Below are 25354 nucleotides of genomic sequence, written 5' to 3' on the forward strand. Positions count from 1 at the left end.
GGTACGGAACGTTCGGGTCGTATTGCGGTTGCGCCACAGTCCGGCCCCACACGCGAGCCCGGCTGGACAGGGCCCGGCCGCCCGGTCGACGATATGCGGGCATTCCCCGCCGCATCCGGCCCGGTGACGGGCCGACGGACAGACCCGGCGGGGGCGTACCCGGGGGAAGAACGAAGTGAGCCGACCAGACCGCACCGCGCCGACGACCGACCGCCGCCGCGGCACGCCCCTCACCGGCAGGCCGTCCAGGCTCCCGTTCGCCCGCTTCCCACGGCCCTGAGCGGGAGCGCACGCCCGGTCCCGCACGCCCCCGGTGTCAGTGCGCTCCGCTAACGTCCCGTCCGACCGGCCACCCGACCCGCCGGTCCGTTCCGGGTCCTCCGCTGTCCCGTCCCCACTTGTCCCCATCTGCCCGGAGGCATCGATGAGCTATCCGCCCGACCCCAACAACCCGTACAACCAGCCCCAGCAGCCGCAGCAGCCCCCGCAGCCGCAGCCCGGGTACGGCTACCCGCAGCAGGCCCCGCCGGCCGCCGGGTACGGCTACCCGCAGCAGCAGGCGTACGGGTACCAGCCGATGCCGGGCACCATCCAGGCGAACAACGGCTACATCAACATCGCCCAGCTCGGCACGGTGAAGATAGCCTCCATGGGCCAGCGCTTCGTGGCCCGGCTGATCGACTTCCTGGCGGTCGGCGCGGTCATCGCCCTGGTCATGGCGCTCGGCCTGGCCGGCTCGCTCGGCATCGTCAAGGACACCGAGGACTGCAGCACGTACTCCTACGGGACCGTCAGCTACGACGACTGCATCCAGCAGCAGAACGACGCCGCGGCCGGCCTCGTCGGCACCATGCTGATCATGATCGTCGTGCTGTCGCTGTTCAACCTGCTCTACGAGTGGCTGATGGTCTCCTTCGTCGGCGCCACCCTCGGCAAGATGGCCATGGGCCTGCGCGTGGTCAAGGAGAACACCGGCCGGACCCCGGGCCTGGGCGGCGGCTTCATCCGCTTCATCATCCCGGTCGTCGGCGGGTTCCTCTGCTACATCGGCGCGGTGCTGGTCTACCTGTCGCCGTTCTTCGACAACTCCGGGAAGCTGCAGGGCTGGCACGACCGTGCCGCCGGCACCCTGGTGATCAAGAAGTAACACCGCGCACGACGGAGCGGCCCGGCCCCCTCGGTGGAGGGAGCCGGGCCGCTCGGTCGTTCCGGCGTTCCGTCGGTCGATCAGTGGAAGAAGTGACGGGTGCCGGTGAAGTACATGGTCACCCCGGCCTCGGCGGCGGCCGCGATCACCTCTTCGTCGCGGATCGAGCCGCCCGGCTGGACGATCGCCCGGACCCCGGCGGCGATCAGGATCGCCGGGCCGTCGGCGAACGGGAAGAAGGCGTCGGAGGCCGCGTACGCGCCCTTGGCCCGCTCGCCGGCCCGCTCGACCGCGAGCTTGCAGGAGTCGACCCGGTTGACCTGGCCCATGCCGACGCCCACCGAGGCACCGTCCTTGGCCAGCAGGATCGCGTTGGACTTGACGGCCCGGCAGGCCCGCCAGGCGAAGGCCAGCTCGGCCAGCTCGGCCTCGGACAGCGCCTCACCGGTCGCCAGCGTCCAGGTCGCCGGGTCGTCGCCCTCGGCGTGCACCCGGTCGGCGTCCTGGAGCAGCACGCCGCCGGAGATCGGGCGCACCTCCTGGCGGTTGGCCGGCGCCTCGGGGGCGAGCAGCACCCGCAGGTTCTTCTTGCGGGCCAGCACCTCGACGGCGCCGTCCTCGTAACCGGGGGCCACCACGACCTCGGTGAAGATCGGGGCGATCTGCTCCGCCAGCGCCACGGTGACCGGGCGGTTGACGGCGATCACGCCGCCGTACGCGGAGACCGGGTCGCACTCGTGCGCCTTGCGGTGCGCCTCGGCGACGTCGGCGCCGGTCGCGATGCCGCACGGGTTGGCGTGCTTGATGATCGCGACGGCCGGGCCGGCGTGGTCGTAGGCGGCGCGGCGGGCGGCATCGGTGTCGACGTAGTTGTTGTACGACATCTCCTTGCCGTGCAGCTGCCGCGCGCCGGCCAGGCCGCCACTGCCGTCGGTGTACAGCGCGGCGCCCTGGTGCGGGTTCTCGCCGTAGCGCAGCACGTTCTGGCGCTCGAAGGCGGAGCCGAGGAAGGCCGGGAAGGCGTCCTCGGTCTCGGTGTAGCCGGACTCCTCGAACCAGTTGGCCACCGCGACGTCGTAGGCGGCGGTGTGCGCGAAGGCCTGGGCGGCGAGCCGCTTGCGGGTCAGCAGGTCGAAGCCGCCGGCCTGGGCGGCGGCGAGCACGTCCTGGTAGCGGGCCGGGTCGACCACGACGGCCACCGAGGGGTGGTTCTTGGCAGCGGCGCGGACCATGCTCGGGCCGCCGATGTCGATCTGCTCGACGCACTCGTCCGGGGTGGCGCCGGAGGCGACGGTGGCCTTGAACGGGTAGAGGTTCACCACGACCAGGTCGAAGGGCTCGACGCCCAGCTCGGCCAGCTGCGCGCGGTGCGACTCCAGGCGCAGGTCGGCGAGCACGCCGGCGTGCACGCGGGGGTGCAGCGTCTTGACGCGCCCGTCCAGGCACTCGGGGAAGCCGGTCAGCTCGGAGACCTCGGTCACCGGGACGCCCGCGGCGGCGATCCGGCCGGCGGTGGAACCGGTGGAGACGATCGCGACCCCGGCGGCGTGCAGGCCCTGGGCCAGCTCCTCCAGACCGGTCTTGTCGTACACGCTGATCAGGGCGCGCCGGATCGGCCGGACGTTCTCGGAGACGGGAGTGGTGGTGGGGGCGGCGCTCATGCCGGAATCCATACCTTTCGGTCCTCGATGCGGTGACCCTCGCGGGCCAGCCGGCCCACGACGTCGACGAGCAGCTTGCGCTCGACTGTCTTGATGCGCTCGTGCAGCGCCTCGCCGCCATCGGCGTGATCGGCGTCGAGGACCTCCACGACGCCCTGCGCGATGATCGGCCCGGTGTCGACGCCGGCGTCGACGAGGTGGACGGTGCAGCCGGTGACCCGCACCCCGTACGCCAGCGCGTCGGTGACGCCGTGGGCGCCGGGGAAGGAGGGCAGCAGCGCGGGGTGGGTGTTGACGATCCGTCCGGCGAAGGCCGCGATGAACTCGGGGCCGAGGATCTTCATGAAGCCGGCCGTGACGACCAGGTCCGGCCGGTACCCGGCCACGGAGGCGGTCAGCGCGCGGTCCCACTCCGCCCGGTCCGGGTGGTCCTTCACCCGGTGCACGAACACCGGCACACCGGCGCGCTCGGCGCGCTCCAGGCCGGCGATGCCGTCGCGGTCCGCGCCGACGGCCAGGATCTCCACGCCGTACGCGGGGTCGGCGGCGGCGTCGAGCAGTGCCTGGAGGTTGGTGCCGGAGCCGGAGACCAGCACCACCAGGCGGGCCGGTCCGGGCGTGCGGGGCGGGAAGAGCTGAGCGGGGGCGGCGGCCACTGCGCGATTCTCCGTAGGTCGGGCGCCGTGCGCTGGTACTTCCACCGGCGGTGGGGCCACTACGAACGGCAGGTCGAGCGAGGGGGAACTCCTGGAGAACCCGCCGCGACGCGGGCGCCCGGGGAACCCGTGGGAGCTGCTGACCGTCACCACCATAACGGCTGGTCGGACGGCCCCCGAAACACCGTCGAGGGCTACGCGCGTAGCTGAGACGGGGATCTCGCCGGGTCGTCCCCACCGTCCCCACCGTCCCCGCCGGACCCCGACCGGGCCGCGGTGCGACACCCGCGACCGGTTATCCGGGACGCGACCGGAGCCCCCACCGGGGCCTGCGGGATCATAGGGTGGCGCGGGCACCCGCCCCACCGACCGAGAAGGAATGGCTGAACCATGAGCAGCGGTGACGACACCGGCGAGCGCAACCCCTTCGCGCCGCCGCCGGCGGATGCCCCCGACCAGCCGTGGCGGCCACGCGCTCCCCACTCCGCCGAGGGCTCCGAGCGCCCCGAGGGCCAGGACGGCGATCCGGACGAGCGCCCGCTCGTCCCCCCGCCGCACCCGTGGAGCCCCGGCTACCAGGGCGGCGGCTGGCACCCCCGCCCGCCCGCGCCGCAGCCGCCCCGGCTCGACCCGAGCGACCCCGCCCAGCGCAAGGCCCGCAACGCCGCGCTGGCCGGCATGGGCGCGCTGGTCTGCGCGTTCGCCACGCTCCACTACGTCGCCCTGTTCCTCGGCGCGCTCGCCATCGCCTGGGGCGTCTCCGCGATGCGCACCCCCAAGCCGGCTCCCGCCGACTCCTCGGCCGGTGCCCCGACCGGTGCCCCGACCGGTGGCGCGGTGACCGCCGCCGGGCCCGTCGCCCCGAACCCGCTCACCCCGGCCGCCCTGGCGGGCATCCTCACCGGTGCCGTGACGGTGGTCTTCGTCTCCTCCGTCCTCGGCCTGGCCCTGCGCTACAACGACTACGTCACCTGCGTGCGGGACTCCCTGACCGCCAGCGCCGCCGACGGCTGCGAGCGGCTCGCGCCGCAGTGGTACGTGGACATCACCAAGCAGCGCGAGTAGGTCCGGTCACGGGGCCGGGTCGGCCGCGCCCGGATCGGCCGCGCCCGTGTCGGCGTCGGCGTCGGACACGCGGGGGTCGGGGTCGCTGCTCCGGATATCCGACAGACGGGTGACCGTGGCGTGCACGCGGGCGCGAAGGAGGAGTGCGCTCCGGCGTGCGGCCACGGTGAGCGCTCCAGGGAGGAGCGGCGCACGCCCGCCGGCCGCGCGCAGCACCCGGGCGCGGGCCAGCACGGCGGTCGGGGCGGCCACCGTCGCCACCCAGGCCGCCGCGGCCAGGCCCGTCCACCACGGCACCGGCCCCAGCCAGGCCATCCGGCCCGCCGCCAGCGCCCCGCCCGAGAGCCCTCCGAGCCCCGCCGCCGCCGACCCGACCAGCAGCCCGGCCACCAGCGCCGCCACCGCGGTCGCCGGAACCGACCACGGGCCGCGCGCCCCGGGCCGGCCGCCGGGCCGGCCCGCGATCCTGGCGTCGATCCGGGCCTGGGCCCGCCCGCCGGTTCGGCCGCCGCCGACGGCCGCCGCCCGGCCCAGCAACAGCCCCGGCGCCACGCCCGCCAGCGCCGGCAGCACGCACACCACCAGCCGCCAGCCGCCCGCCCCCGGCTCCGGGAACAGCGCGAACAACGGGAAGTCCGGCACCGGCCCCAGCACCGTCCGCACCGGCGACACCACCGTCCCCTCCCCCGCCGCGAACCCCGGCCCGAGCGCGTACGCCGCGCCCCACAGCACCGCGTTCGGCAGCAGCACCAGGCTCACCAGCAGCACCCCCGCCACCGCCGCCGGCCCGCCCGCGAGCACCTCCGACGAACCGCTCGTGGACACCGCACCCAGCAGCGCCGCCACCGCCGCCCCCGCCACCACCAGCCCGCCCGCCGCCAGCAGCCCTCCCCCCGCCGCCAGCGCGGCCGCCCGGACCGCCACCGCCCCGCCCGTCGGCCGGACCGTCTCCGGCAACCGCGCCAACCACCGCTCCAGCACCCCCGTCACCAGCGGAACCACCCCGCGCGGCCGGGCGCCGACCGCCACCGCCGCCCCGGCCACCAGCGCGACCACCACGAGGTCCGGCAGCACCCTGGCCCGGAACTCCCCCTCGCCCGCACACTGCGCCACCACCCCGCACGCCACCGCGGTGTACCCCGCCCAGACCGCCGAAGCGCCGCCGCGCCCCGGTCGCCCCGCACCCCGCGCCGTCACCCGGCCCGCCACCCGGACCAACTGGCCCACCGCCAGCAGACCGAGCAGCAGCGGGGTCACCGACAACGGCGCCTCCGCCGCCCCGCGCAGCACCGGCGCCCCGTGCCCGAGCAGCCACACCGCCGCCACCAGCCGCAAGGTCCCGTCCGCACCCCCGTCGGCGTACGGCGTCACCACCCAGAGCCCGAGCACCGGGACGGTGACCGCGCAGAGCCCGATCAGGGCCGTCCGGACCCCGGCCAGCAGGGCGGACAGGACGGGCCTGGCCCCCAGTTCGCCCGGCGCTCCCAGAATCGGACGACCCGTCAGCTGCGTCATGGGCCACATCGTGCCAAGGCGACTCGCCATGCTCCGTGAAGCGGCAAACGGCCGGGGTGTCCCAGATTATTGGCTTATGCGCATTTTCAGACCATGCCTGCTCGCCACCGCGACCGACCCGGCCCGGAGTGTCTGATGACCAGGCCCCCGACCGCCGAGCACCCCGGCAACCAGCCCGCGCCCGCGACGCAGCGCCGCAACGGGAAGGGGCGCCGCGCCAAGGCCGCACCGACCGCGCCGACCTCCGGGAACGAAGCCGGGAAGGACGAGGCCGCCGGGCTGCTGCGCCGGCTGACGGCACGTGAGGCGCAGGCCTTCGCCCACCTCGCGGCCGGCCGGGACCTCGCCGAGACCGCCGTCGCCCTCGGCGTCACCCCCACCACCGCCCGCAGCTACCAGCACCGGGCCCTGCGCAAACTCGGCACCCGCACCCAGGAGGAGATCACCGCACTCGCCGCCCTGCTCCCCACCCCGGACGCCACCCCCACCTCCGCGCCCAACCGCCGCCCGAAGCCCGCCGGCGGAAAACCACGACGCGGCCCGAAGCCCGACCGCACCAGGACCACCCCGGCGACACCCCCCGCACCCCACCGGGCCGACGACCGGCCGCCACGGCCCGACTCGCCCGGCGGCGGGTCGGGGCAGGGTGCCCCGGCCGACAGCGGCGAGCACAGGCGGAACACCACGGAGGCCGCGTCGACCCTCCAGGCCGACAGCCAGCAGACCCCTGCCGAGACACCCCCGGCCGAGAGGCAGCGCACCAACCACACACGGAACATCACGGAAACCCCGCCGCCCCTCCAAGGCGGCGACGGGCAGACCCCCACCGACCACGTCGATGCGTCCCCGGCCGACAGGCAGCAGCGCCCCACGCGCGCCGAAGCGGCAGCCCCGCTCGACACGCGCGCCCCGCACCCAGTGGCGGACGCCACCGACACGAACCGCCCGCAGGGCGTACGCGCCGGCCGAGCGGCCGCGCGGGCCGGGCGCAACGCCGGCCGGTCGGCGGCGGAGCAGGCTGTCGCAGCCGACGTCGATGCCCCGCCGGCAGGAGAAGGACAGCCCGCGAGGAGCGCCGGTCCGCCGACAGCGGGGGGCCGAGCGGTCGAGGCCGGCGGCGGCTGGGCGGCGGACGCCGGGCAGGACGGCAGCCGGGCGGCGGCGATGGAGGGGGCCGGGGGGCGTGCCGAGTGGGTGGGGGCGGTGGGGTTCGAGGAGGTGTATGCGGGGGCGCACACGCGCTTGGTGCAGCAGGTGTTCCTGCTCACCGCCTGCAAGTACCGGGCCGTGCGCTGTGTGGGGCGGGCGTTCGACGAGGCGCGGCGGAGGTGGGCGGAGGTGGTCGCGGGGGGCGAGCCGGAGGCGTGGGTGCGGGCGCGGGCGTTCGAGTCGGCGCTGTCGCCCTGGCACCGGGGTGGCCCGCGCCGTGCCCACGCGTGGCGGCTGCCGCACCGGCGGATCAAGGTGCGTCCGGCGGACGAGGCCCAGGCGGTGCTGCCGGACCACGACCGGCTGACCGACCGGGACCGCGCGCTGCTCAAGGCGCTCCGACGGCTGTCGCGTCCGCAGCGCCGGGCGCTGGTGCTGCACGACGGCCTGGGGATGCCGGCCGCCGCGGTGGCGGTGGAGGTGGAGTCGACGGTGACGGCCGCCGAGGCGCGGGTGTGGGCGGCGCGGGTGGCGCTGGCGCACTGGGTGCCGGAGCTGGTCGGGCCGGATCCGGCGGCGGACGGGTTCGCCGACCGGCTGTGCGAGCTGATGCACCGGGCGGCGGTGCGCGGGGCGCCGGAGCCGCCCCGGCCGCCGGTGCCGCTGCTGCGGGCCCGGCACGGGCTGGCGAACGCAGGCCGGACGGGGGCGGCGGCGCTGCTGACGGCGGCGGTCGGCGGTGCGGTGCTGGCGACGCTGGCGGGTGGCGGGCCGGGCGAGCTGTTCCGGCTGCCGGATCCGCCGCCGCCCTCGCTCTGCGCGGCGTTCCCGACCTCGGCGAGCGATCCGGACGCACCGCTGCCGCTGCTGCCGGACGGGCCGCCGTCGGGGATCCAGAGCCTCTGGTGCTCGCCGACGCCGGGGCTGGAGCCGGTCGTACTGGATCCTCCGCCGCCCCGTGAGGACGGGCCGTACCGGCCACCGGCGGGCGGGCGGGCCGCCGAGGCGCTGCCTCCGCCGGGCGCGGTGGCCGCCGAACCTCCGCGCGGCTGCGCCCCCTGGGCGCTGCACCAGTGCGCACCGGTCCGCTGAACAGCGCAGCAGCGCAACAGCCGGGGCGGCGAACAGCACGGCGCCCCCGCCCGGAGGTCCGGGCGGGGGCGCCGTGCTGCGAGCGGTGGGCGTCAGCCCTTGAACAGCTCACGGGCCAGGCGGGCGGTCTCGGACGGCGTCTTGCCGACCTTGACACCGGCGGCCTCAAGGGCCTCCTTCTTGGCCTGCGCGGTGCCCGAGGAGCCGGAGACGATGGCGCCGGCGTGGCCCATGGTCTTGCCCTCGGGGGCGGTGAAGCCCGCGACGTAGCCGACGACCGGCTTGGTCACGTTCTCCTTGATGAAGGCCGCGGCCCGCTCCTCGGCGTCGCCGCCGATCTCACCGATCATGACGATGAGCTCGGTCTCCGGGTCCTCCTGGAACGCCTTGAGGGCGTCGATGTGGGTGGTGCCGATGACCGGGTCACCGCCGATGCCCACGGCCGAGGTGAAGCCGATGTCCCGCAGCTCGTACATGAGCTGGTAGGTCAGGGTGCCGGACTTCGAGACCAGGCCGATCTTGCCGGCCTTGGTGATGTCGGCCGGGATGATGCCGGCGTTCGACTGTCCGGGGCTGATCAGGCCGGGGCAGTTCGGGCCGATGATCCGGGTCTTGTTGCCCTTGGCGCCGGCGTGGGCCCAGAAGGCGGCGGTGTCGTGCACCGGGACGCCCTCGGTGATGACGACGGCCAGGCCGATCTCGGCGTCGATGGCCTCGACGACGGCGCTCTTGGTGTGCGCCGGCGGGACGAAGATGACGGTGACATCGGCACCGGTCTTCTCGATGGCCTCGGCGACGGTGCCGAAGACGGGCACCTCGGTGCCGTCGACGTCCACGGTGGTGCCGGCCTTGCGCGGGTTGACACCGCCGACGATCTGGGTGCCGGAGGCGAGCATGCGGCGAGTGTGCTTCATGCCCTCGGAGCCGGTCATGCCCTGGACGATGACCTTGCTGTCCTTGGTAAGGAAGATAGCCATGGTGTGAAAGTCCCCTTCCTTACTTGTTGGCCAGCTCGGCGGCGCGGTCGGCCGCACCGTCCATGGTGTCCACCTGCTCGACGAGCGGGTGGTTGGCGTCGGTCAGGATCTGACGACCCAGCTCGGCGTTGTTGCCGTCGAGGCGGACGACCAGCGGCTTGGTGACCGCCTCGCCCTTCTCCGCCAGCAGGGCGAGCGCCTGCACGATGCCGTTGGCGACCGCGTCGCACGCGGTGATGCCGCCGAAGACGTTGACGAAGACCGACTTGACGTCGGTGTCGCCGAGGATGATCTCCAGGCCGTTCGCCATGACCTCGGCGGAGGCGCCGCCACCGATGTCGAGGAAGTTGGCGGGCTTGACGTTGCCGTGCTTCTCACCGGCGTACGCGACCACGTCGAGGGTGCTCATGACGAGACCCGCGCCGTTGCCGATGATGCCGACCTCGCCGTCGAGCTTGACGTAGTTGAGGCCCTTGGCCTTGGCGGCGGCCTCCAGCGGGTTGGCGGCGGCCTTGTCCTCAAGGGCCTCGTGCTCCGGCTGGCGGAACTCGGCGTTCTCGTCCAGGGAGACCTTGCCGTCGAGCGCGATGATCTTGCCCTCACCGGACTTGATCAGCGGGTTGACCTCGACGAGGAGGGCGTCCTCCTTGATGAAGACGGTCCACAGCTTCTGCAGGACCTCGGCGACCTGGTCGGCGACCTCGGCCGGGAACTTCGCGGCGGCGACGATCTCGGCGGCCTTCTCCGGGGTCACACCCTCGTTGGCGTCGACCGGGATCTTGGCGAGCGCGTCGGGGTTCTCCTCCGCGACGACCTCGATCTCCACACCGCCCTCGACGCTGGCCATGGCCAGGAAGGTGCGGTTGGTGCGGTCCAGCAGGAACGAGACGTAGTACTCGTCCTTGATGTCCGCGGTCTGGGCCAGCATCACCTTGTGCACGGTGTGGCCCTTGATGTCCATGCCGAGGATCTGCTCGGCCTTGGCGACGGCGTCCGCCGGGTCGGCGGCGAGCTTGACGCCGCCGGCCTTGCCTCGGCCGCCCACCTTCACCTGAGCCTTGACGACGGCGCGGCCGCCGAAGCGCTCCGCGATGGCGGCAGCGTCTGCGGCGGTCTCGATGACATCGCCGTCAAGCACGGGCACCCCGTGCTTGGCGAAGAGGTCCCTCGCCTGGTACTCGAACAGGTCCACGTGTTTGTCCTTGTTCGTGGTCGCGGATTGTGTCTCTACGAGCGTGCCACGGCAGGATCTTCGCTGCGGGTCGTCGGGGCGGTGCGGGTACGCAGAAGTACGGCCTTGCGGCCCACACAGCCACGGGCGCACACGTCAATCAACACGCGCGTCACGTCCGTCTGGCAGGTTATCCCCGGACGACGGGCGTGTTTCGCCCGGGGCCTGCCCGTCTTTGGTGAGAACCGTCACAGAAAGCCCAGGGGGCGTACGCCGGGCGCCCGGACCGGCAGCCCAGGTCGGACCCGCCACGGGTTCCGCCGTTCGAGTGAACCCCGGCGCCGGCACCTTGACGACCGGGCCGGCGGATCCGTTCACGCCCCCTGCTCCGGCACCGGGATCGGGCGCTTCTCGATCGCCGCCGCCATGATCTCCGGGAAGGCGTCGGGGGTGCAGGCGAAGGCCGGGGCGCCGAGCGCGGCCAGCGCGGCGGCGTGCGCGTGGTCGTAGGCGGGCGCGCCCTCGTCGGAGAGCGCCAGCAGGGCGATGAACTGCACGCCGGCCGCCTTCATCGCGGCCACCCGCTTGAGCATCTCGTCACGGATGCCGCCCTCGTAGAGGTCGCTGATCAGGACGACGATCGTCTCGGCCGGCCGGGTGATCCGGGACTGGCAGTAGGCGAGCGCCCGGTTGATGTCGGTGCCGCCGCCGAGCTGGGTCGCGAAGAGCACGTCGACCGGATCGGTGAGCTGCTCGGTGAGGTCGACCACCGAGGTGTCGAAGACGACCAGCCGGGTGTCCAGGCTCTTCATCGAGGCGAGCACCGCGCCGAACACCGCCGAGTGCACCACCGACGGCGCCATCGAGCCGGACTGGTCGATGCAGAGGATGACGTCCTTCTTCACCGCGCGCTGGGCGCGGGCGTAGCCGACCAGCCGCTCGGGGACGACCGTGCCGTGCTCGGGCAGGAAGTTCTTCAGGTTGGCCCGGATGGTGCGGTCCCAGTCGATGTCGCGGTGGCGCGGGCGGTTGACCCGGGCGCTGCGGTCCAGCGCGCCGCCCAGGGTGGCCCGGGTGCGGTCGGCGAGCCGGCGCTCCAGGTCGGCGACCACCCGGCCGACGACCGCGCGGGCGCTCTCCCGGGTGGTCTCGGGCAGCGCGTGCTTGAGCGAGAGCAGGGTGCCGACCAGGTGGACGTCCGGCTCGACGGCCTCCAGCATCTCCGGCTCCAGCAGCAGCTGCTCCAGCCCGAGCCGGGTGATGGCGTCCTGCTGCATCAGCTGGACCACGGTGGACGGGAAGTAGCTGCGGATGTCGCCCAGCCAGCGGGCCACCTGCGGGGCCGAGCCGCCGAGGCCGGCGCTGCGGCGCCCGGAGCGCGGCTGCCCGGCCCGGCCGTCCTCGGCGGCCCCCCGGTAGAGCGCGGCGAGCGCGCCGTCCATCGCGGCGTCCCGGCCGTGCAGGGTGCGGCCGGTGCCGTCCGCCTCACCGCCGAGGACCAGCCGCCAGCGGCGCAGCCGCTCGTCGGCGGGGGCGCCGGGATCGGCGGCGGACGCGGTGGCGGGGGTGGTGACTGCCATCGGGGGCTCCTCTGCGGGTGGTCGGCGGTCTGGGGGGACGGCGGGGCCGTCAGGTGTCGCGGGCCTCGGCCTGCCGGGGGATCCGCGGGCGGTCTCCGGGCTCCTCGTCACCGGTCGGCAGTCCGAGCAGCAGGGCCACCACGGGCAGCGCGGCCTCGGCCCGGACCCGGTCCAACTCGGCCTCCTCCCCGGCGGGTTCGGCGTTCCCCGGGCCCAGCGGACCGGCCGCCACCCGGCCGCCGACGGTGTGCCGGACCCCGGCCTCCAGGGTGGCGAAGGTCCGCCGCAGCAGCGGCAGCACATCAGTGAAGACCTCCGCCGGGACGCCGGTCAGCCAGCCGTCGAGCAGGCCGAGCAACCGGGGGTCGTGGAGCAGCAGCGCGCCGCCCCCGGTCAGGAACCCCTCGATCCAACCGGCCGCGTCCGCCGGGCTGTTGGCGGCGGACAGCACCAGGCCGAGCCGCCGCCCGGCCTCCGCGGAGTCGAGCCGGCCGTCGTCCAGCAGCAGCCGCACGGCGCGCCCGCGCAGCAGGCCGGGCACGCCGGTGGCCGGGCCGCCGGACGGCTCGCGCCGGGCGAGCGCCCGCAGGGTGGCGGCCCAGCGGTCGGCGAGTCCGGCGGCGGGGCCGTCCGCCTGGTCCAGCAGGCCGATCGCGCCGTGCACCTCGTCGAGGTGACCGCGCATCACGGCGGCGCCGGCGGCGTCCAGACCGGTGCAGGCGGGCGGCAGGCCGACGCAGATCCGGTCGGCGAGGCCCGCGGCGACCTCGCCGAGGGCGCCGTGGTCGGTGCCCCGGACGTCGCCGTAGCGCAGCGCGCGCACCAGGGCGGGCAGCGCGCCGGCCAGGTGGGCGACGTCGGTGTCCAGGGCGGCGCAGTCGGCGAGCACCCGCATCACGGCGGGCAGTGCCTCGGCCAGCCCGGCCACCAGGCAGGTCTCCACCAGCCCGGTGAGCTCGGCGAGTTCGACGGCGGCCCGGGCGGTGCCGACCGCCTTGCCGACGGCGGCCCGCTCGACCGTGGTGCCCCACTGGGCGGCCTCGGCGATCCGGACGGCGAACTCGGGCTGCCAGCACAGCCGCCAGCTCTCCCGGAAGGTGCCGGTGGAGGCGACCGAGGAGCGGACCGGCACGCCCCAGTCGACGCCGAGCAGGCGCAGCCGGTGCAGCAGTCGGGAGCGGGCCGCGTCGGTGTCCTTGCGCAGGTCGAGGTCCAGCTCGCGCGGGGCGGGGTCGGGCTTGAGCCGCAGGGCGCGCTGGAGCCGGGCGAGGTCGCGCTGCAGCGGGACGGCGGGCGCGGCCTCGGGCACCTCGCCGAGCGCGTCGCCGATCACCAGCCGGTCCTGGACGAGCGCGAGGGCGACGTCCGAGCCGTCGCACATCACCGCGCGGACGGCGTCCAGCGTCTCGGTGAGTCCGGCCAGCGGGCGGCCGCGCATGACGGCGAGGGTGCGGGCGAGCCGGACGGCCTCGATGACGTGCGCGGAGGAGACCGGGTGGTCCTCGGCGCGCAGCAGGTCGGCGGCCCGGGTGAGCCAGCCGGGCAGCGGGTCGCCGTCCGTGCGGTGCAGGTGGTGGTACCAGCCCGGGGAGACGATCCCGGCGCCGTAGCCGGTGAGCTGGGAGAGCCGGCGGTGCGTCCAGGGCACCCAGGTGATCTCGGTGCGCACCTTCCTGGGCAGTTCGGCGAGCAGCGCGCGGTCGTGCGCGACGGTCGGCATGGCGGCCAGGGCGGGGACGTGGAAGGCGCCGCAGACCACGGCGATCCGCCGGTGGCCGGCCCGGCGGGCGGCGCGGATCTGCTGGCGCATGTACGCCTCGCGCCGCTCGTCGCGCCGGCCGGCGGCGCCGTCCTCGCGCAGTGCCGTCATCGCCTCGGCGACGGCCGCGAAGGGCGCGAGCGCGTCCTCGTCGTCGCCGGGGCGGCGGTGCTCGACGACGTCCTCCCACCAGCGTTCCGGGTCGTCGTGGCCGGCCGCCTCGGCGAGCCGGGCGATCGGGTCGCGCGGCAGGTCCGCGTCCTCCTCGTCGCCGTCGTCGCCGCCCGGCTCCTCCGCCTCCCCGGCGTCGGCGAAGGCGTAGCCGGCCGGCAGGTCGATGAAGCGGAGCGGGAGGCCGAGTCCGGTGGCGTAGCGGATCGCCACCCACTCCGGCGAGAACTCGGCGTACGGCCAGAACGCGGCGCGGGCCGGGTCGTCGGCCGCGTGGGCCAGCAGGGCGACCGGCGGCACCATGTCCTTCTCCGCGGCCAGTGCGAGGATCGGGTCCGCCTCCGGCGGGCCCTCCACCAGGACGGCGTCCGGTCGCAGCTGCTCCAGCGCGGCGGCCACCGAGCGGGCCGAGCCGGGGCCGTGGTGCCGGACGCCGAGCAGCGTCACCTCTGCGCTCATCGCGCCGTCCCTCCCGAGTGTTGCGAGCTTGTGGTCATGTGGCGCGGCGTCGTGCGGCGCACGGCCGTGCCGTTCAGCGGGCGTTCTCACGGGCGGCGCGGTAGAAGTCCTTCCAGCCGTCGCGCTCGCGCACCACGCCCTCGACGTACTCGCGCCACACCTGCTGGTCGGCGGCCGGGTCGCGGACCACCGCGCCGATCACGCCGGCCGCGACGTCGCCGGCCCGCAGCACGCCGTCGCCGAAGTGGGCGGCGAGCGCCAGGCCGTTGGTGACCACCGAGATGGCCTCGGCGGTGGACAGGGTGCCGCTGGGGCTCTTCACCTTGGTCCGGCCGTCGGTGGTGATGCCGGCCCGCAGCTCCCGGAAGACGGTCACCACGCGCCTGATCTCCTCGGCGCCGCCGGGCAGTTCGGGCAGCTGGAGGGAGCGGCCGAGCTGTTCGACCCGACGGCTGACGATCTCGACCTCCTCCTCCAGCGAGCCGGGCAGCGGCAGCACCACGGTGTTGAAGCGGCGGCGCAGCGCGCTGGACAGCTCGTTGACTCCGCGGTCGCGGTCGTTGGCGGTGGCGATGAGGTTGAAGCCGCGCACGGCCTGGGTCTCGGTGCCCAGCTCCGGGATCGGAAGGGTCTTCTCGGACAGGATGGTGATCAGACTGTCCTGCACGTCCGCCGGGATGCGGGTCAGTTCCTCGACCCGGGCGATCCGGCCGTCCGCCATCGCCCGCATCAGCGGCGAGGGGACCAGCGCCTCCCGGCTCGGCCCGTTGGTGAGCAGCTGCGCGTAGTTCCAGCCGTACCGGACGGCCTCCTCCGGGGTGCCGGCGGTGCCCTGCACCAGCAGCGTGGAGTCGCCGCTGATCGCCGCGGCGAGGTGCTCGGAGACCCAGGTCTTGGCGGTGCCGGGCACGCCGAGCAGCAGCAGCGCCCGGTCGGTGGCGAGCGTGGTGACGGCGACCTCCACCACCCGGCGCGGGCCGATGTACTTGGGGGTGATCACGGTGCCGTCGGGCAGCTCGCCGCCCAGCAGGTAGGTGGCGACGGCCCACGGGGAGAGCTTCCAGCGCTCCGGGCGCGGGCGGTCGTCCTGGGCGGCCAGCGCGGACAGCTCGGCGGCGAACGCCTCCTCGGCGTGCTGCCGCAGGACCTCGGTCGCGACGTCGGTCATCGGGGCTCCTTCGGGTCGGCCGCCGGGCACACGGATGCCCGGGCGACGGGGTGATCGGGGGGAGCCAGGTCGGCGTCCCGGCCTGCGGAAACCACCATGCACCGGAGCACTGACAATCCTGACCGCCGCTCAGTTCGGGCCGTCCGGGCGCCGGGTCGAATGTCAGTGCCGCCGCCTACCGTCGTGGTCATGGAGGAACGCTGGAGCACCGAACACATCCTGTCCCTGGCGCCCGACGCCGCCTCGCAGAAGGCCGCGGGCAAGCTCTCCGCGCCCGCCCCCTGGTCCGCCGCGGGCACCGACGGCGCGGCGGTCTGGGGCGAGTGCAGGGGCAGCGGCAGCACGCCGTACCGCACGGTCGTCGAGCTCGCCACGCCCGCCTACCAGTGCAGCTGCCCGAGCCGGAAGTTCCCCTGCAAGCACGCCCTGGGGCTGCTGCTGCTCTGGAGCGGCTCGCCCGCCTCGGTGCCCGACGGCGCCGAACCCGTCGACTGGGCCGCCGAGTGGCTGAAGGGCCGCCAGGAGCGGGCCGAGCAGCGGGCGGTGCGGGCGGAGGCGCCGGCCGATCCGGCCGCCGCCCGACGCCGCGCCGAGAAGCGCTCCGCCCGGGTCGCGGCCGGCGCCGCCGAGCTGCGGCTGCGGCTCGCCGACCGGGTCCGGCACGGCCTCGCCGACCAGTCCACCGCCGGCCCCTGGGAGGACGTCGCGGCCCGCATGGTCGACGCCCAGGCCCCAGGTCTGGCCACCCGGGTCCGCGAGCTCGACGCGGTGCCGCAGCAGGGCCTGCTGGCGGAGTACGCGATGCTCCACCTGCTCGCCACCGCCGCGACCCGGCTCGACGAGCTGCCCGCACCGCTCGCCGCGACCGTCCGCGCCCGGGTCGGCTACACCACCGAGACCGCCGAGCTGCTGGCCGGCCCGACCGTCCGGGACCGCTGGCAGGTGCTCGGCAGCCGGATCTCGCCCATGGACGGCGGCGGCGACGAGCGGCTGACCACTCGTCGGCTCTGGCTGCGCGGCGCCAAGACCGGCCGGCCGGCCCTGCTGATCGCCTTCGGCCGGCCCGGGCAGGCTCCCGAACTCGCCCTGCCCACCGGCCAGGTGGTCGAGGCCGAGCTGGCCTACCACCCCGGCGCCCGCCCGCTGCGGGCCGTGCTCGGCACCCGCTACGGCGCCCCCGCGGCCGCGCCCGACGGCCCGCCGCCCGGCCTGGCCGTCGCCGAGGCGGTGGCCGGCTACGGCACCGCGGTGGCCGACGACCCGTGGCTGGACGCCTGGCCGACGGTGCTCACCGAGGTCGTCCCGGTGCTCTCCGAGGAGGGCTGGCACCTCACCGACGGCCGGCACACCGTCCCGGTGCACCGCGCCGCCGTCCCGGAGACCGCGCTCTGGCGGCTCGCCGCCGTCTCCACCGGCCGCCCGCTCACCGTCTTCGGCGAGTACGGCCACCGCGGCTTCGCGCCGGTCACCGCCTGGGGGCGGGACGGCCGCCCGATCGGCCTCACCACGGCCTGAGCGGGCCCGCCGAACCACGCCCCGGGCGGGCCTCGGCGAACCCCTGACGAGCCCGCGCGCCCACCACCCCGACATCCACCCGCACCCGTTCCACCGGAGGAGGAGGCCCCCGTGCCCGACCCCTGGGAGTCCCTGCAGACCACCGCCCTGCTGGGCACCGACCGCCGCCCGCTCCCCGCGCCCGGCCCGGCCGCCCCGTACGACGGCGCCGTCGACCGCGCCGACCCGGCCACCGCGCTGCTCGAACTCGCCGCGCTGGAGACGGTCCGCCGCCGGGCCGGCGCGCTGCCCGCCCCGGCCCCCGCCGCGGCCGGCCGACCGGCCGCCGAGGACCCCCGCCCCGAGCTGCCGGCCGCCGCCGCCCGCCGGCTCTCGCTGCTGCTCTCCACCCGCGGCGGCGGCAGCGGCACGCTCGCCAACGTCGCCGAACTGCTCCCGCAGTGGCTCGCGACCGCCCGCGAGCGCGGCTACCGCGCACCCGCCGCCAGCGTCCCGGCCCTGCTGGACGCCGCCCGCGCCCGCAGCGAGCTGCGCCCCGACGCGGTCGCGCTGGCCGGCCCGCTCGGCCGCTGGCTCGCCGAGCGCAACGCGGACTGGCGGTTCGTGCAGCGCGCCGCCCCGGAGCCGTCGGCCGTGCCCGAGCCGCCGACCGTTCCGGAGGCACCGACCGCCCCCGGCAGCGCGCCCGCCGAGGGCGACCACCTGTGGCACGAGGGCCTGTTCGCCGAACGGGTCACCCATCTCACCCTGCTCCGCCGCCGCGACCCGGCGGCCGGCCTGGCCCTGCTGCGCGGCACCTGGCCCACCGAGCGCGCCGAGGACCGGCTGCTGTTCCTGGACGCCCTCCAGGAGGGCCTCTCACTCGCCGACGAACCCTTCCTGGAAGCGGCGCTCGGCGACCGCAGCAAGAACGTCCGGACCACCGCCGCCGAACTGCTCTCCACCCTGCCCGGCTCCGCGCTCGCCACTCGAATGGCCGAGCGCGCCCGCGCGGCCGTACGCCTCTCCACCCATGGCACGCATCTGCTGGTCACCCCGCCCACCGCCTGCGACCCCGCGATGCAGCGCGACGGCATACCGCCCAAGTCGCCCACCGGGCGCGGCGAGCGGGCCTGGTGGTTCGGCGAGGTGATCGCCGCCGCCCCGCTCCCGCTCTGGTCCGAGCACACCGGCCTGACGCCCGAACAGCTGCTCGCCCTGCGGGTCGGCGACGCCATCGACGAGACCAGCAGCACCTGGGCCGACGATCTGCGCGAGGCCTGGGCCCGGGCCGCCGTCCGCCAGCACGACGCCGCCTGGGCGCGCGCCCTGCTCGGCCCCGCGCCCGTCCCCGGCCCCGGGCGCGCCGCCCGCGCCACGGGCGCCCCCGCCAAGCTGCTCGCGGTGCTCCCGCCCGCCGAACGGGCCGCCTGGACGGCCGCCTTCATCGAGGCGCACGGCCTCGGCGACGCCTTCCAACTGCTCGGCGCCTGCGCCACCCCGTGGACGCCGCCGCTGTCCACCGCGGTGGTCGAGGCCCTGGCCCGGGCCGCCTCCTCCGGTGCCTACCCGTGGAGCCACAGCGGGGTGCTCGGCATGACCGAGCGCGCGCTCTCCCCGGACAGCGCCGGGGCGGTCGAGGAGCTGGCCGCCGGGGCCGCGACCGCCACCGCCTGGGGCGAGACCTTCACCCGGCTGGCCGGGACGCTGCGCTTCCGTGCGGCGATGCTCGCCGAACTGGCGGCCTGAGCGGCGGCCCGGAACGCCGACGGGGCCGGTGCCGGACGACGTGTCGGGCACCGGCCCCGTCGGCGGCCGTGCGTTCGGCGGTCGCGTGTACGGCGACCGCGCGTTCGGCAGCCGTCAGCCGGCGGCCCGCAGGTTGGCCTCGACCCAGGCGACCACCTCGGTGGTCGGCGTGCCCGGGGTGAAGATGTCGGCGACGCCCATCGCCTTCAGCTCGACGATGTCCTCGTCCGGGATGATCCCGCCGCAGAAGACCTTGATGTCCTCGGCGTCACGCTCCTTCAGCAGCTCCAGCACCCGCGCGCAGAGCGTCATGTGCGCCCCGGACAGGATCGACAGCCCGATGCCGTCCGCGTCCTCCTGGATCGCGGTGTCGACCACCTGCTCCGGCGTCTGGTGCAGGCCGGTGTAGATGACCTCCATACCGGCGTCGCGCAGGGCGCGCGCGATGACCTTGGCGCCGCGGTCGTGACCGTCCAGCCCCGGCTTGGCGACCACCACGCGGATCGGCCCTGACACACCCATCACTGCCTCCCGGACCTCGTCGTCCATCCCCCACCGGACCTTGTGGGCACGGGCGAGGTTAACGAGCAATAACCAATTGAGGGGAGGGTAGCGCCACCCGCCCTGGTTGGCGGCCCCACCCCTCAAGACGAGGGCAAAATCACAGACCGCCCGTCGCCCCTCCCCTGTTCTACCCCGCAACCGCACAGCCCCAGCCCCTTGACATACGGACTTTTGTCCGGACGTCCGGCTTCCGGCTACAGTCTCGTTCGTTTAGCCCCCGCCCGACGACGCGCCCGAGGCCACCTGAGGAGGCAGCCGCGATGGCTCCCGAAGCAGCCGCCCGTCCGACCCGTGCGGAACTGCGCCTCGCCGCCCGCGAGCAGTCCCGGTCCCAGCGCCGCGACGCCGCCAAGGCCGCCACCCGCACGGCGCTGCTGCGGGTCGCGCTGCCCTCGGTGGCCGCGCTCGGCGTCGCCGCCGCGGCGGCCGTCACCGTCCAGGGCGAGGCCGACCAGCAGCGCGCCCAGGCCGCCGGGCGGGTCCCCGAGCAGGCCACCGCCGCCGACTCCCCCGACGTCGCACACAGCGAGGCCGCCCAGGCCGCCCAGCAGGCACTGGCCGCCGGGGAGACCGCCCAGGCCTCCCGCGGCGACGCCCGTCAGCCGCTCGCCGGCACCCAGGGCACACCCGACGCCGGGCAGAACGGGCAGAACGGGCAGGGCGGCCAGACCGGCCAGCCGGTCGCGCAGGCGAACACCACGGCCCCCGACCAGGCCCCGGCGCCGGCGCGCCCCGCGATCGCGATGCCGGTCGCCCAGCACGGCCTCGGCGAGGTGTTCGGCGCGGCCGGCACCCACTGGGCCAAGCGCCACACCGGCGTCGACTTCCCGGTGGACGGCGGTACCCAGGTGATGGCCGTGGCCGACGGCACCATCCGCACCCAGTGGAACCCGTCGTACGGCTACATGACCATCCTCAAGACCGCCGACGGCACCGAGGTCTGGTACTGCCACCTGCGCTCGTACAAGATCCGCAAGGGCACGGTGAAGGCCGGCGACCTCATCGCCTTCGTGGGCAGCAGCGGCAACAGCACCGGCCCGCACCTGCACCTGGAGATCCGCCCGGCCGACGGCGGTGCCCCGGTCGACCCGCTGCCCTGGTTCCTCGCCCAGGGGCTCGACCCGCGCTGACACAGCCGGCGCGGGCCGAACCACCACGAGACACGCCCTACAGCTTCTCCACCGGCGCGTAGCGCAGCAGCAGCTGCTTGCGCCCCTCCGAGCCGAAGTCCACCGTGGCCTGCGCCTTGTCGCCGGCCCCCGTGGTGGCCACCACGGTGCCCAGCCCGAAGGTGTCGTGGGTGACCCGGTCACCGACCGCCAGCGCGACCACCTCGCGCTCCACCGCCGCGCCCGAGCGCCGCGCCGACTGCCCCCAGCCCGCCTTCGGCGAGGCCGCGGCCGACGAACCGCGCGAGGATCCGCCCCGCGAGGACCCGCCGCCGAACGACGAGCCCCCGGAGCCGCCCGAACCGCCCGAACCGCCCGAGGACCGTCCGCCCCAGGAGGACCCCGAGCCGAACCCGCGCGAGGCCGGCGCCGAAGCCGCCCCCGTGCGCTTCCACTCCACCAGCGGCTCCGGGATCTCCTCCAGGAACCGCGAGGCCGGGTTGTACGACGGCTGACCCCAGGCACTGCGCAGCACCGACCTGGTCAGGTAGAGCCGCTGCCGCGCCCGGGTCAGCCCGACGTACGCGAGGCGCCGCTCCTCCTCCAGCTCCTTGACCTGGTTGAGCGCCCGCATGTGCGGGAAGATGCCGTCCTCCATGCCGGTCAGGAAGACCACCGGGAACTCCAGGCCCTTGGCGGTGTGCAGGGTCATCATCGTGATGACGCCCTGCCCCTCCTCGTCCTCGTCCGGGCTTCCTCCCTCGGTCCCGTACTGCTTCGCATCCGGGAGCTGGTCGGAGTCGGCGACCAGCGCCACCCGCTCCAGGAAGTCGGCCAGCGAGCCGACCGGCGGCGCGCCGTCCTCGCCCGCGTCCGGCCGCTCGCCCGGGTCCTGCTCGTACTCCAGGGCGACCGAGGCCAGCTCCTGGAGGTTCTCCACCCGGGTCTCGTCCTGCGGGTCGGTCGACGCCTGGAGCTCGCCCAGGTAGCCGGTCTCCTCCAGCACCGCCTCCAGCACCGCGGCCGGGCCCGCGCCGGACTCGACGACCTGGCGCAGCCCGGCCATCAGCGCGTTGAACTTCTTCACCGCGTTCGCCGAGCGCGCGGCCATGCCGTACGCCTCGTCGACCCGCCGCAGCGCCTGCGCGAAGGAGATCCGCTCGCGCGCGGCCAGCGCGTCGATCATCGCCTCGGCCCGCTCGCCGATGCCGCGCTTGGGCACGTTGAGGATCCGGCGCAGCGGCACGGTGTCCTCCGGGTTGGACAGCACCCGCAGGTAGGCCAGGACGTCCTTGACCTCCTTGCGCTCGTAGAAGCGCACCCCGCCGACCACCTTGTACGGCAGGCCGACCCGGATGAACACCTCCTCGAAGACACGGGACTGCGCGTTGGTGCGGTAGAAGATCGCGACGTCGCCGGGCCTGGCCGCACCCGCGTCGGTGAGCCGGTCGATCTCGTCGGCGATGAACTGGGCCTCGCCGTGCTCGTCGTCCGCGACGTAGCCGACGACCTTCTCGCCGTCCTCGCCGGCCGTCCAGAGCTTCTTCTCGCGCCGGTTGGCGTTGCGCTCGATGACGGCGTTGGCCGCGCTCAGGATGGTCTGGGTGGAGCGGTAGTTCTGCTCCAGCAGGATCGTGGTGGCGTTCGGGTAGTCCTCCTCGAACTGGAGGATGTTGCGGATCGTCGCGCCGCGGAAGGCGTAGATCGACTGGTCCGCGTCACCGACCACGCACAGCTCGGCGGGCGGCACCTCGGCGAGCCGGCCGGCCGCCGGGTCGACGTAGTCGCCGTCGACGGTGCGCTTCGGGGCGTGCGCCGCCGCGCCGCCGCTCAGCTCGCGGACCAGCGTGTACTGGGCGTGGTTGGTGTCCTGGTACTCGTCGACCAGGATGTGCCGGAACCGCCGCCGGTAGTGCTCCGCGACGTCGGGGAAGGCCTGGAGCAGGTTCACCGTCGTCATGATGATGTCGTCGAAGTCGAGGGCGTTGGCCTCGCGCAGCCGCCGCTGGTAGAGGAAGTACGCCTCGGCGAGCTTCTTCTCCGTCGGGTTGGCCGCCTGGTCGGCGTAGGTCTCCTCGTCGATCAGCTCGTTCTTGAGGTTGCTGACCTTGGCGGTGAAGGACTTCGGCGGGAACTGCTTCGGGTCCAGGTCGAGGTCGCGGCAGACCAGCGCCATCAGCCGCTGCGAGTCGGCCGAGTCGTAGATCGAGAACGACGAGGTGAAGCCGAGCAGCTTGGACTCGCGCCGCAGGATCCGCACGCAGGCGCTGTGGAAGGTGGAGACCCACATCGCCCGGGCGCGCGGGCCGACCAGCTGCTCGACGCGCTCGCGCATCTCGCCGGCGGCCTTGTTGGTGAAGGTGATCGCCAGGATCTCGCCCGGCTGCACCCCGCGCGCGCCCAGCAGATGGGCGATCCGGTGGGTCAGCACCCTGGTCTTGCCGGAGCCGGCGCCGGCCACGATCAGCAGCGGCGAGCCGGCGTGCAGCACGGCCTCGCGCTGCGGGTCGTTCATGCCCTCCAGCAGCGCGGCCGGGTCGATCACCGGGCGGGCGGCGCCGTTGCGGTACCAGGCGTCCCGCGCGGCCTCGGCCGCGTGGTCGGTCTGGAAGAGCCCGTCCGGGATCGCCTCCTCGTAGGCGTCGTACGGGACGTCGTCGTCCCCGTACGGCGGCGGCTCCTCGTCGATCGGCGGCGCGGGCTGCTTCGACCCGGCGGCGGGGGCCTCGAAACCGGGGAGCGGGAGGTCGTCAAAGAGGCTACTCATGGCACTGACGAGTCTATGGCCACCCGCCGACAAGCCCGCCCGGCCCTTGACGGAACCGGGCGGACCCGCGGGACACCCGGGTCAGACCAGCCGGCGTGCGGTGGCCCACCTGGTCAGCTCGTGCCGGTTGCTCAGCTGGAGCTTGCGCAGCACCGCCGAGACGTGGCTCTCCACCGTCTTGACCGAGATGAACAGCTGCTTGGCGATCTCCTTGTACGCGTAGCCGCGGGCGATCAGCCGCAGCACCTCGCGCTCGCGCTGGGTGAGCCGGTCCAGGTCCTCGTCCACCGGCGGGGTGTCGGTGGCCGCGAAGGCGTCCAGCACGAAGCCGGCCAGCCGGGGCGAGAAGACGGCGTCCCCGTCGGAGATCCGGAAGATCGCGTCGACCAGGTCGGTCCCGGTGATCGTCTTGGTGACGTAGCCGCGGGCACCGCCGCGGATCACGCCGATCACGTCCTCCGCCGCGTCGGACACCGAGAGCGCCAGGAAGCGCACTCCCCCGGGGTCGCCCATCAGCCCGGCCGAGCGGCGCAGCACCTCGACGCCACCGCCACCGGGCAGGTGGACGTCCAGCAACACCACGTCGGGCCGCGTCTCGGCGACCACCCGGACCGCCGACTCCACGTCGTCGGCCTCGCCGACCACGTCGATGCCGGTCGCCTCGGTGCGCCCGATCTCCGCCCGTACCCCCGTCCGGAACATCCGGTGGTCGTCGACCAGGACGACCCGCGCGCGGCGCTCCGGCGCTGCCTCAGTCATTCGCTCTCTCCATCTCCAGCTCGACCTCGGTCCCGCCGTCCGGCGCGGGCCGCACCCGTGCGGTGCCGCCGTTGCGCTTCATGCGGCCGAGGATCGACTCGCGTACGCCCATCCGGTCCTCGGGCACCGTGTCCGGGTCGAAGCCCGGGCCGTGGTCGCGGACGAACACCATCACGGTCCTCCCCTCGACCTCGGCGTAGACCTGGACCGGTCCCCCGCCACCGTACTTGGCCGCGTTGACGGTCGCCTCCCTCGCGGCCTGCATCTGGGCCGCGATCCGCTCGTCCATCGGGCAGTCGCCGACGATCACCACCTCGACCGGGACGCCGTGCCGGTCCTCGACCTCGGCGACCACCGCGCGCAGGCTCTCCGCCATGGTGTCCGGCGCCTGCTCGGCGACCGCCTCCGGGCGGTAGAGCCACAGCCGCAGTTCGCGCTCCTGGGCCCGGGCGAGGCGCAGCACCTCCTTGGGGTCCTCGGCGCGGCGCTGAATGAGGGTCAGCGTGTGCAGCACCGAGTCGTGCACATGGGCGGCGATCTCGGCGCGCTCCTGGGCGCGGATGCGGGCGGTGCGCTCGGCGCCGAGGTCCTGCCACATCCGCAGCGCGTACGGCCCGACCAGCACCAGCACACCGGCGAGCACCGCGAGCGAGGCCTCGATCACCGAGCCGATCGTCGAGCCGCCGCCCTGGGTGGCGAGGAAGGCGATGATGCCCGCCACCACCAGCAGCACGCCCGCGCCGACCCGGGTGTAGGCGCCGCGCCGCTTCTCGCCCTCCTCCAGGCCGAACCAGCGCTGCCAGCGCGAGTCGTCGGCCTGCCGCCAGACCAGCGCCACGCCGACGCCGATCGCCAGCAGCGGCCAGCTGTACGGCTTGGCGGTCTGCACGTTGAACGCGTTGAGCAGGGCGATCACGCCGATCACCAGCATCACCAGCGCGGCCAGCTGGCCCAGCCCGCCCGGCCGCTGGCCGGAGGCCGCGGTGCCCGACGCGCCGGCCCCCTCACCGGCCTCGACCGGCTCGCCCCGCAGGGCGTGCTGCAGCACCTCGCGCAGCCGGCCGATCCACCCGCCGCGCCGGCCTGCGCCCTTGCTCAGCTCCCCGCCGCCGCCCACCTGCCAGGAGCCGACCGGGACGAAGGAGCCGTTGACGTACACCCAGTGCGCGCCGACCCGCGGCTCGCCGATGCCGATCGGCACCACGAACCAGAAGGCCGCGTAGAGCAGCCCGCCGAGCCCCTGCGCGAAGAACAGCACCACGAAGGCGATCCGCACCCAGCTGACGGGCAGTCCGAGGTGCACGGCGAGCCCGTGCGCCACACCGCCGAGCATCCGCCCCTG

Annotated in this window: 18 protein-coding genes; 6 read left to right on the forward strand and 12 right to left on the reverse strand. The window is 75.1% G+C overall.

Translation table 11 applies throughout. The features are described from left to right. Positions 1 to 424 precede the first annotated feature (424 nt). The gene (locus ACFVVU_RS18030) at positions 425 to 1147 is read left to right on the forward strand and encodes an RDD family protein (protein WP_387790825.1); all 723 of its coding nucleotides are present in this window, start codon (positions 425 to 427) and stop codon (positions 1145 to 1147) included. An 80-nt stretch (positions 1148 to 1227) separates the two neighbouring features. Here ACFVVU_RS18030 and purH read toward each other — a convergent pair whose 3' ends face one another. Further along, positions 1228 to 2808, reverse strand: a complete 1581-nt coding sequence (gene purH / locus ACFVVU_RS18035; protein WP_380685415.1) for a bifunctional phosphoribosylaminoimidazolecarboxamide formyltransferase/IMP cyclohydrolase — start codon at positions 2806 to 2808, stop codon at positions 1228 to 1230. Continuing rightward, positions 2805 to 3464, reverse strand: coding sequence for a phosphoribosylglycinamide formyltransferase (gene purN, locus ACFVVU_RS18040; protein ID WP_380685413.1), 660 nt, complete (start codon positions 3462 to 3464; stop codon positions 2805 to 2807). Before purN ends, purH begins: the two co-directional genes overlap by 4 nt. A gap of 390 nt (positions 3465 to 3854) precedes the next feature. Between purN and ACFVVU_RS18045 the strand changes: the two genes are divergently transcribed. Further along, on the forward strand, positions 3855 to 4529 hold the full coding sequence (locus ACFVVU_RS18045) for a hypothetical protein (RefSeq protein ID WP_387790827.1): 675 nt from the start codon (positions 3855 to 3857) through the stop codon (positions 4527 to 4529). A gap of 6 nt (positions 4530 to 4535) precedes the next feature. Here the strand turns inward: ACFVVU_RS18045 and ACFVVU_RS18050 are convergent, their stop codons facing one another. Then, positions 4536 to 6044, reverse strand: coding sequence for a DUF6350 family protein (locus tag ACFVVU_RS18050; RefSeq protein ID WP_387790829.1), 1509 nt, complete (start codon positions 6042 to 6044; stop codon positions 4536 to 4538). Positions 6045 to 6179: 135 nt separating this feature from the next. On the opposite strand from ACFVVU_RS18050, the gene ACFVVU_RS18055 reads away from it, so the two are divergent. Then, a complete protein-coding gene (locus ACFVVU_RS18055) occupies positions 6180 to 8285 on the forward strand; it encodes a LuxR C-terminal-related transcriptional regulator (RefSeq protein ID WP_387790831.1) in 2106 nt (701 codons plus the stop codon). Positions 8286 to 8377: 92 nt separating this feature from the next. Here the strand turns inward: ACFVVU_RS18055 and sucD are convergent, their stop codons facing one another. From sucD to ACFVVU_RS18080, 5 genes are all read right to left on the reverse strand, one after another. Next, positions 8378 to 9262 (reverse strand): succinate--CoA ligase subunit alpha, encoded by an 885-nt coding sequence (sucD, locus tag ACFVVU_RS18060; protein WP_355358528.1) that lies wholly within the window; start codon positions 9260 to 9262, stop codon positions 8378 to 8380. 19 nt (positions 9263 to 9281) lie between these two features. Next, complete coding sequence (gene sucC, locus ACFVVU_RS18065) at positions 9282 to 10454, reverse strand: ADP-forming succinate--CoA ligase subunit beta (RefSeq protein WP_387790832.1); 1173 nt, start codon at positions 10452 to 10454, stop codon at positions 9282 to 9284. Between the two features lie 353 nt (positions 10455 to 10807). After that, complete coding sequence (locus ACFVVU_RS18070; protein ID WP_387790834.1) at positions 10808 to 12013, reverse strand: VWA domain-containing protein; 1206 nt, start codon at positions 12011 to 12013, stop codon at positions 10808 to 10810. A gap of 49 nt (positions 12014 to 12062) precedes the next feature. Then, complete coding sequence (locus ACFVVU_RS18075) at positions 12063 to 14402, reverse strand: DUF5682 family protein (protein WP_387790835.1); 2340 nt, start codon at positions 14400 to 14402, stop codon at positions 12063 to 12065. A gap of 73 nt (positions 14403 to 14475) precedes the next feature. Then, positions 14476 to 15570, reverse strand: a complete 1095-nt coding sequence (locus ACFVVU_RS18080; RefSeq protein ID WP_380685956.1) for an AAA family ATPase — start codon at positions 15568 to 15570, stop codon at positions 14476 to 14478. A 189-nt stretch (positions 15571 to 15759) separates the two neighbouring features. Here ACFVVU_RS18080 and ACFVVU_RS18085 point away from each other — a divergent pair, with 189 nt between their 5' ends. Further along, a complete protein-coding gene (locus ACFVVU_RS18085; RefSeq protein ID WP_387790837.1) occupies positions 15760 to 17085 on the forward strand; it encodes an SWIM zinc finger family protein in 1326 nt (441 codons plus the stop codon). A 111-nt stretch (positions 17086 to 17196) separates the two neighbouring features. After that, positions 17197 to 18813, forward strand: a complete 1617-nt coding sequence (locus ACFVVU_RS18090) for a DUF5691 domain-containing protein (RefSeq protein ID WP_387790839.1) — start codon at positions 17197 to 17199, stop codon at positions 18811 to 18813. Between the two features lie 114 nt (positions 18814 to 18927). Here ACFVVU_RS18090 and ACFVVU_RS18095 read toward each other — a convergent pair whose 3' ends face one another. After that, positions 18928 to 19335, reverse strand: a complete 408-nt coding sequence (locus tag ACFVVU_RS18095) for a cobalamin B12-binding domain-containing protein (protein ID WP_355358936.1) — start codon at positions 19333 to 19335, stop codon at positions 18928 to 18930. 302 nt (positions 19336 to 19637) lie between these two features. Here ACFVVU_RS18095 and ACFVVU_RS18100 point away from each other — a divergent pair, with 302 nt between their 5' ends. Beyond that, positions 19638 to 20507 (forward strand): M23 family metallopeptidase, encoded by an 870-nt coding sequence (locus ACFVVU_RS18100; protein ID WP_387790841.1) that lies wholly within the window; start codon positions 19638 to 19640, stop codon positions 20505 to 20507. 37 nt (positions 20508 to 20544) lie between these two features. Here the strand turns inward: ACFVVU_RS18100 and pcrA are convergent, their stop codons facing one another. From pcrA to ACFVVU_RS18115, 3 genes are all read right to left on the reverse strand, one after another. Then, positions 20545 to 23253, reverse strand: a complete 2709-nt coding sequence (pcrA, locus tag ACFVVU_RS18105; RefSeq protein ID WP_387790842.1) for a DNA helicase PcrA — start codon at positions 23251 to 23253, stop codon at positions 20545 to 20547. Positions 23254 to 23334: 81 nt separating this feature from the next. Then, positions 23335 to 24012, reverse strand: coding sequence for a response regulator transcription factor (locus ACFVVU_RS18110; protein ID WP_355358501.1), 678 nt, complete (start codon positions 24010 to 24012; stop codon positions 23335 to 23337). Continuing rightward, the gene (locus ACFVVU_RS18115) at positions 24005 to 25345 is read right to left on the reverse strand and encodes a PspC domain-containing protein (protein WP_380685641.1); all 1341 of its coding nucleotides are present in this window, start codon (positions 25343 to 25345) and stop codon (positions 24005 to 24007) included. The genes ACFVVU_RS18110 and ACFVVU_RS18115 overlap by 8 nt, the downstream gene beginning before the upstream one ends. Positions 25346 to 25354 lie beyond the last annotated feature (9 nt).

This window comes from Kitasatospora sp. NPDC057965 (assembly GCF_042887135.1).
Classification (GTDB): domain Bacteria; phylum Actinomycetota; class Actinomycetes; order Streptomycetales; family Streptomycetaceae; genus Kitasatospora.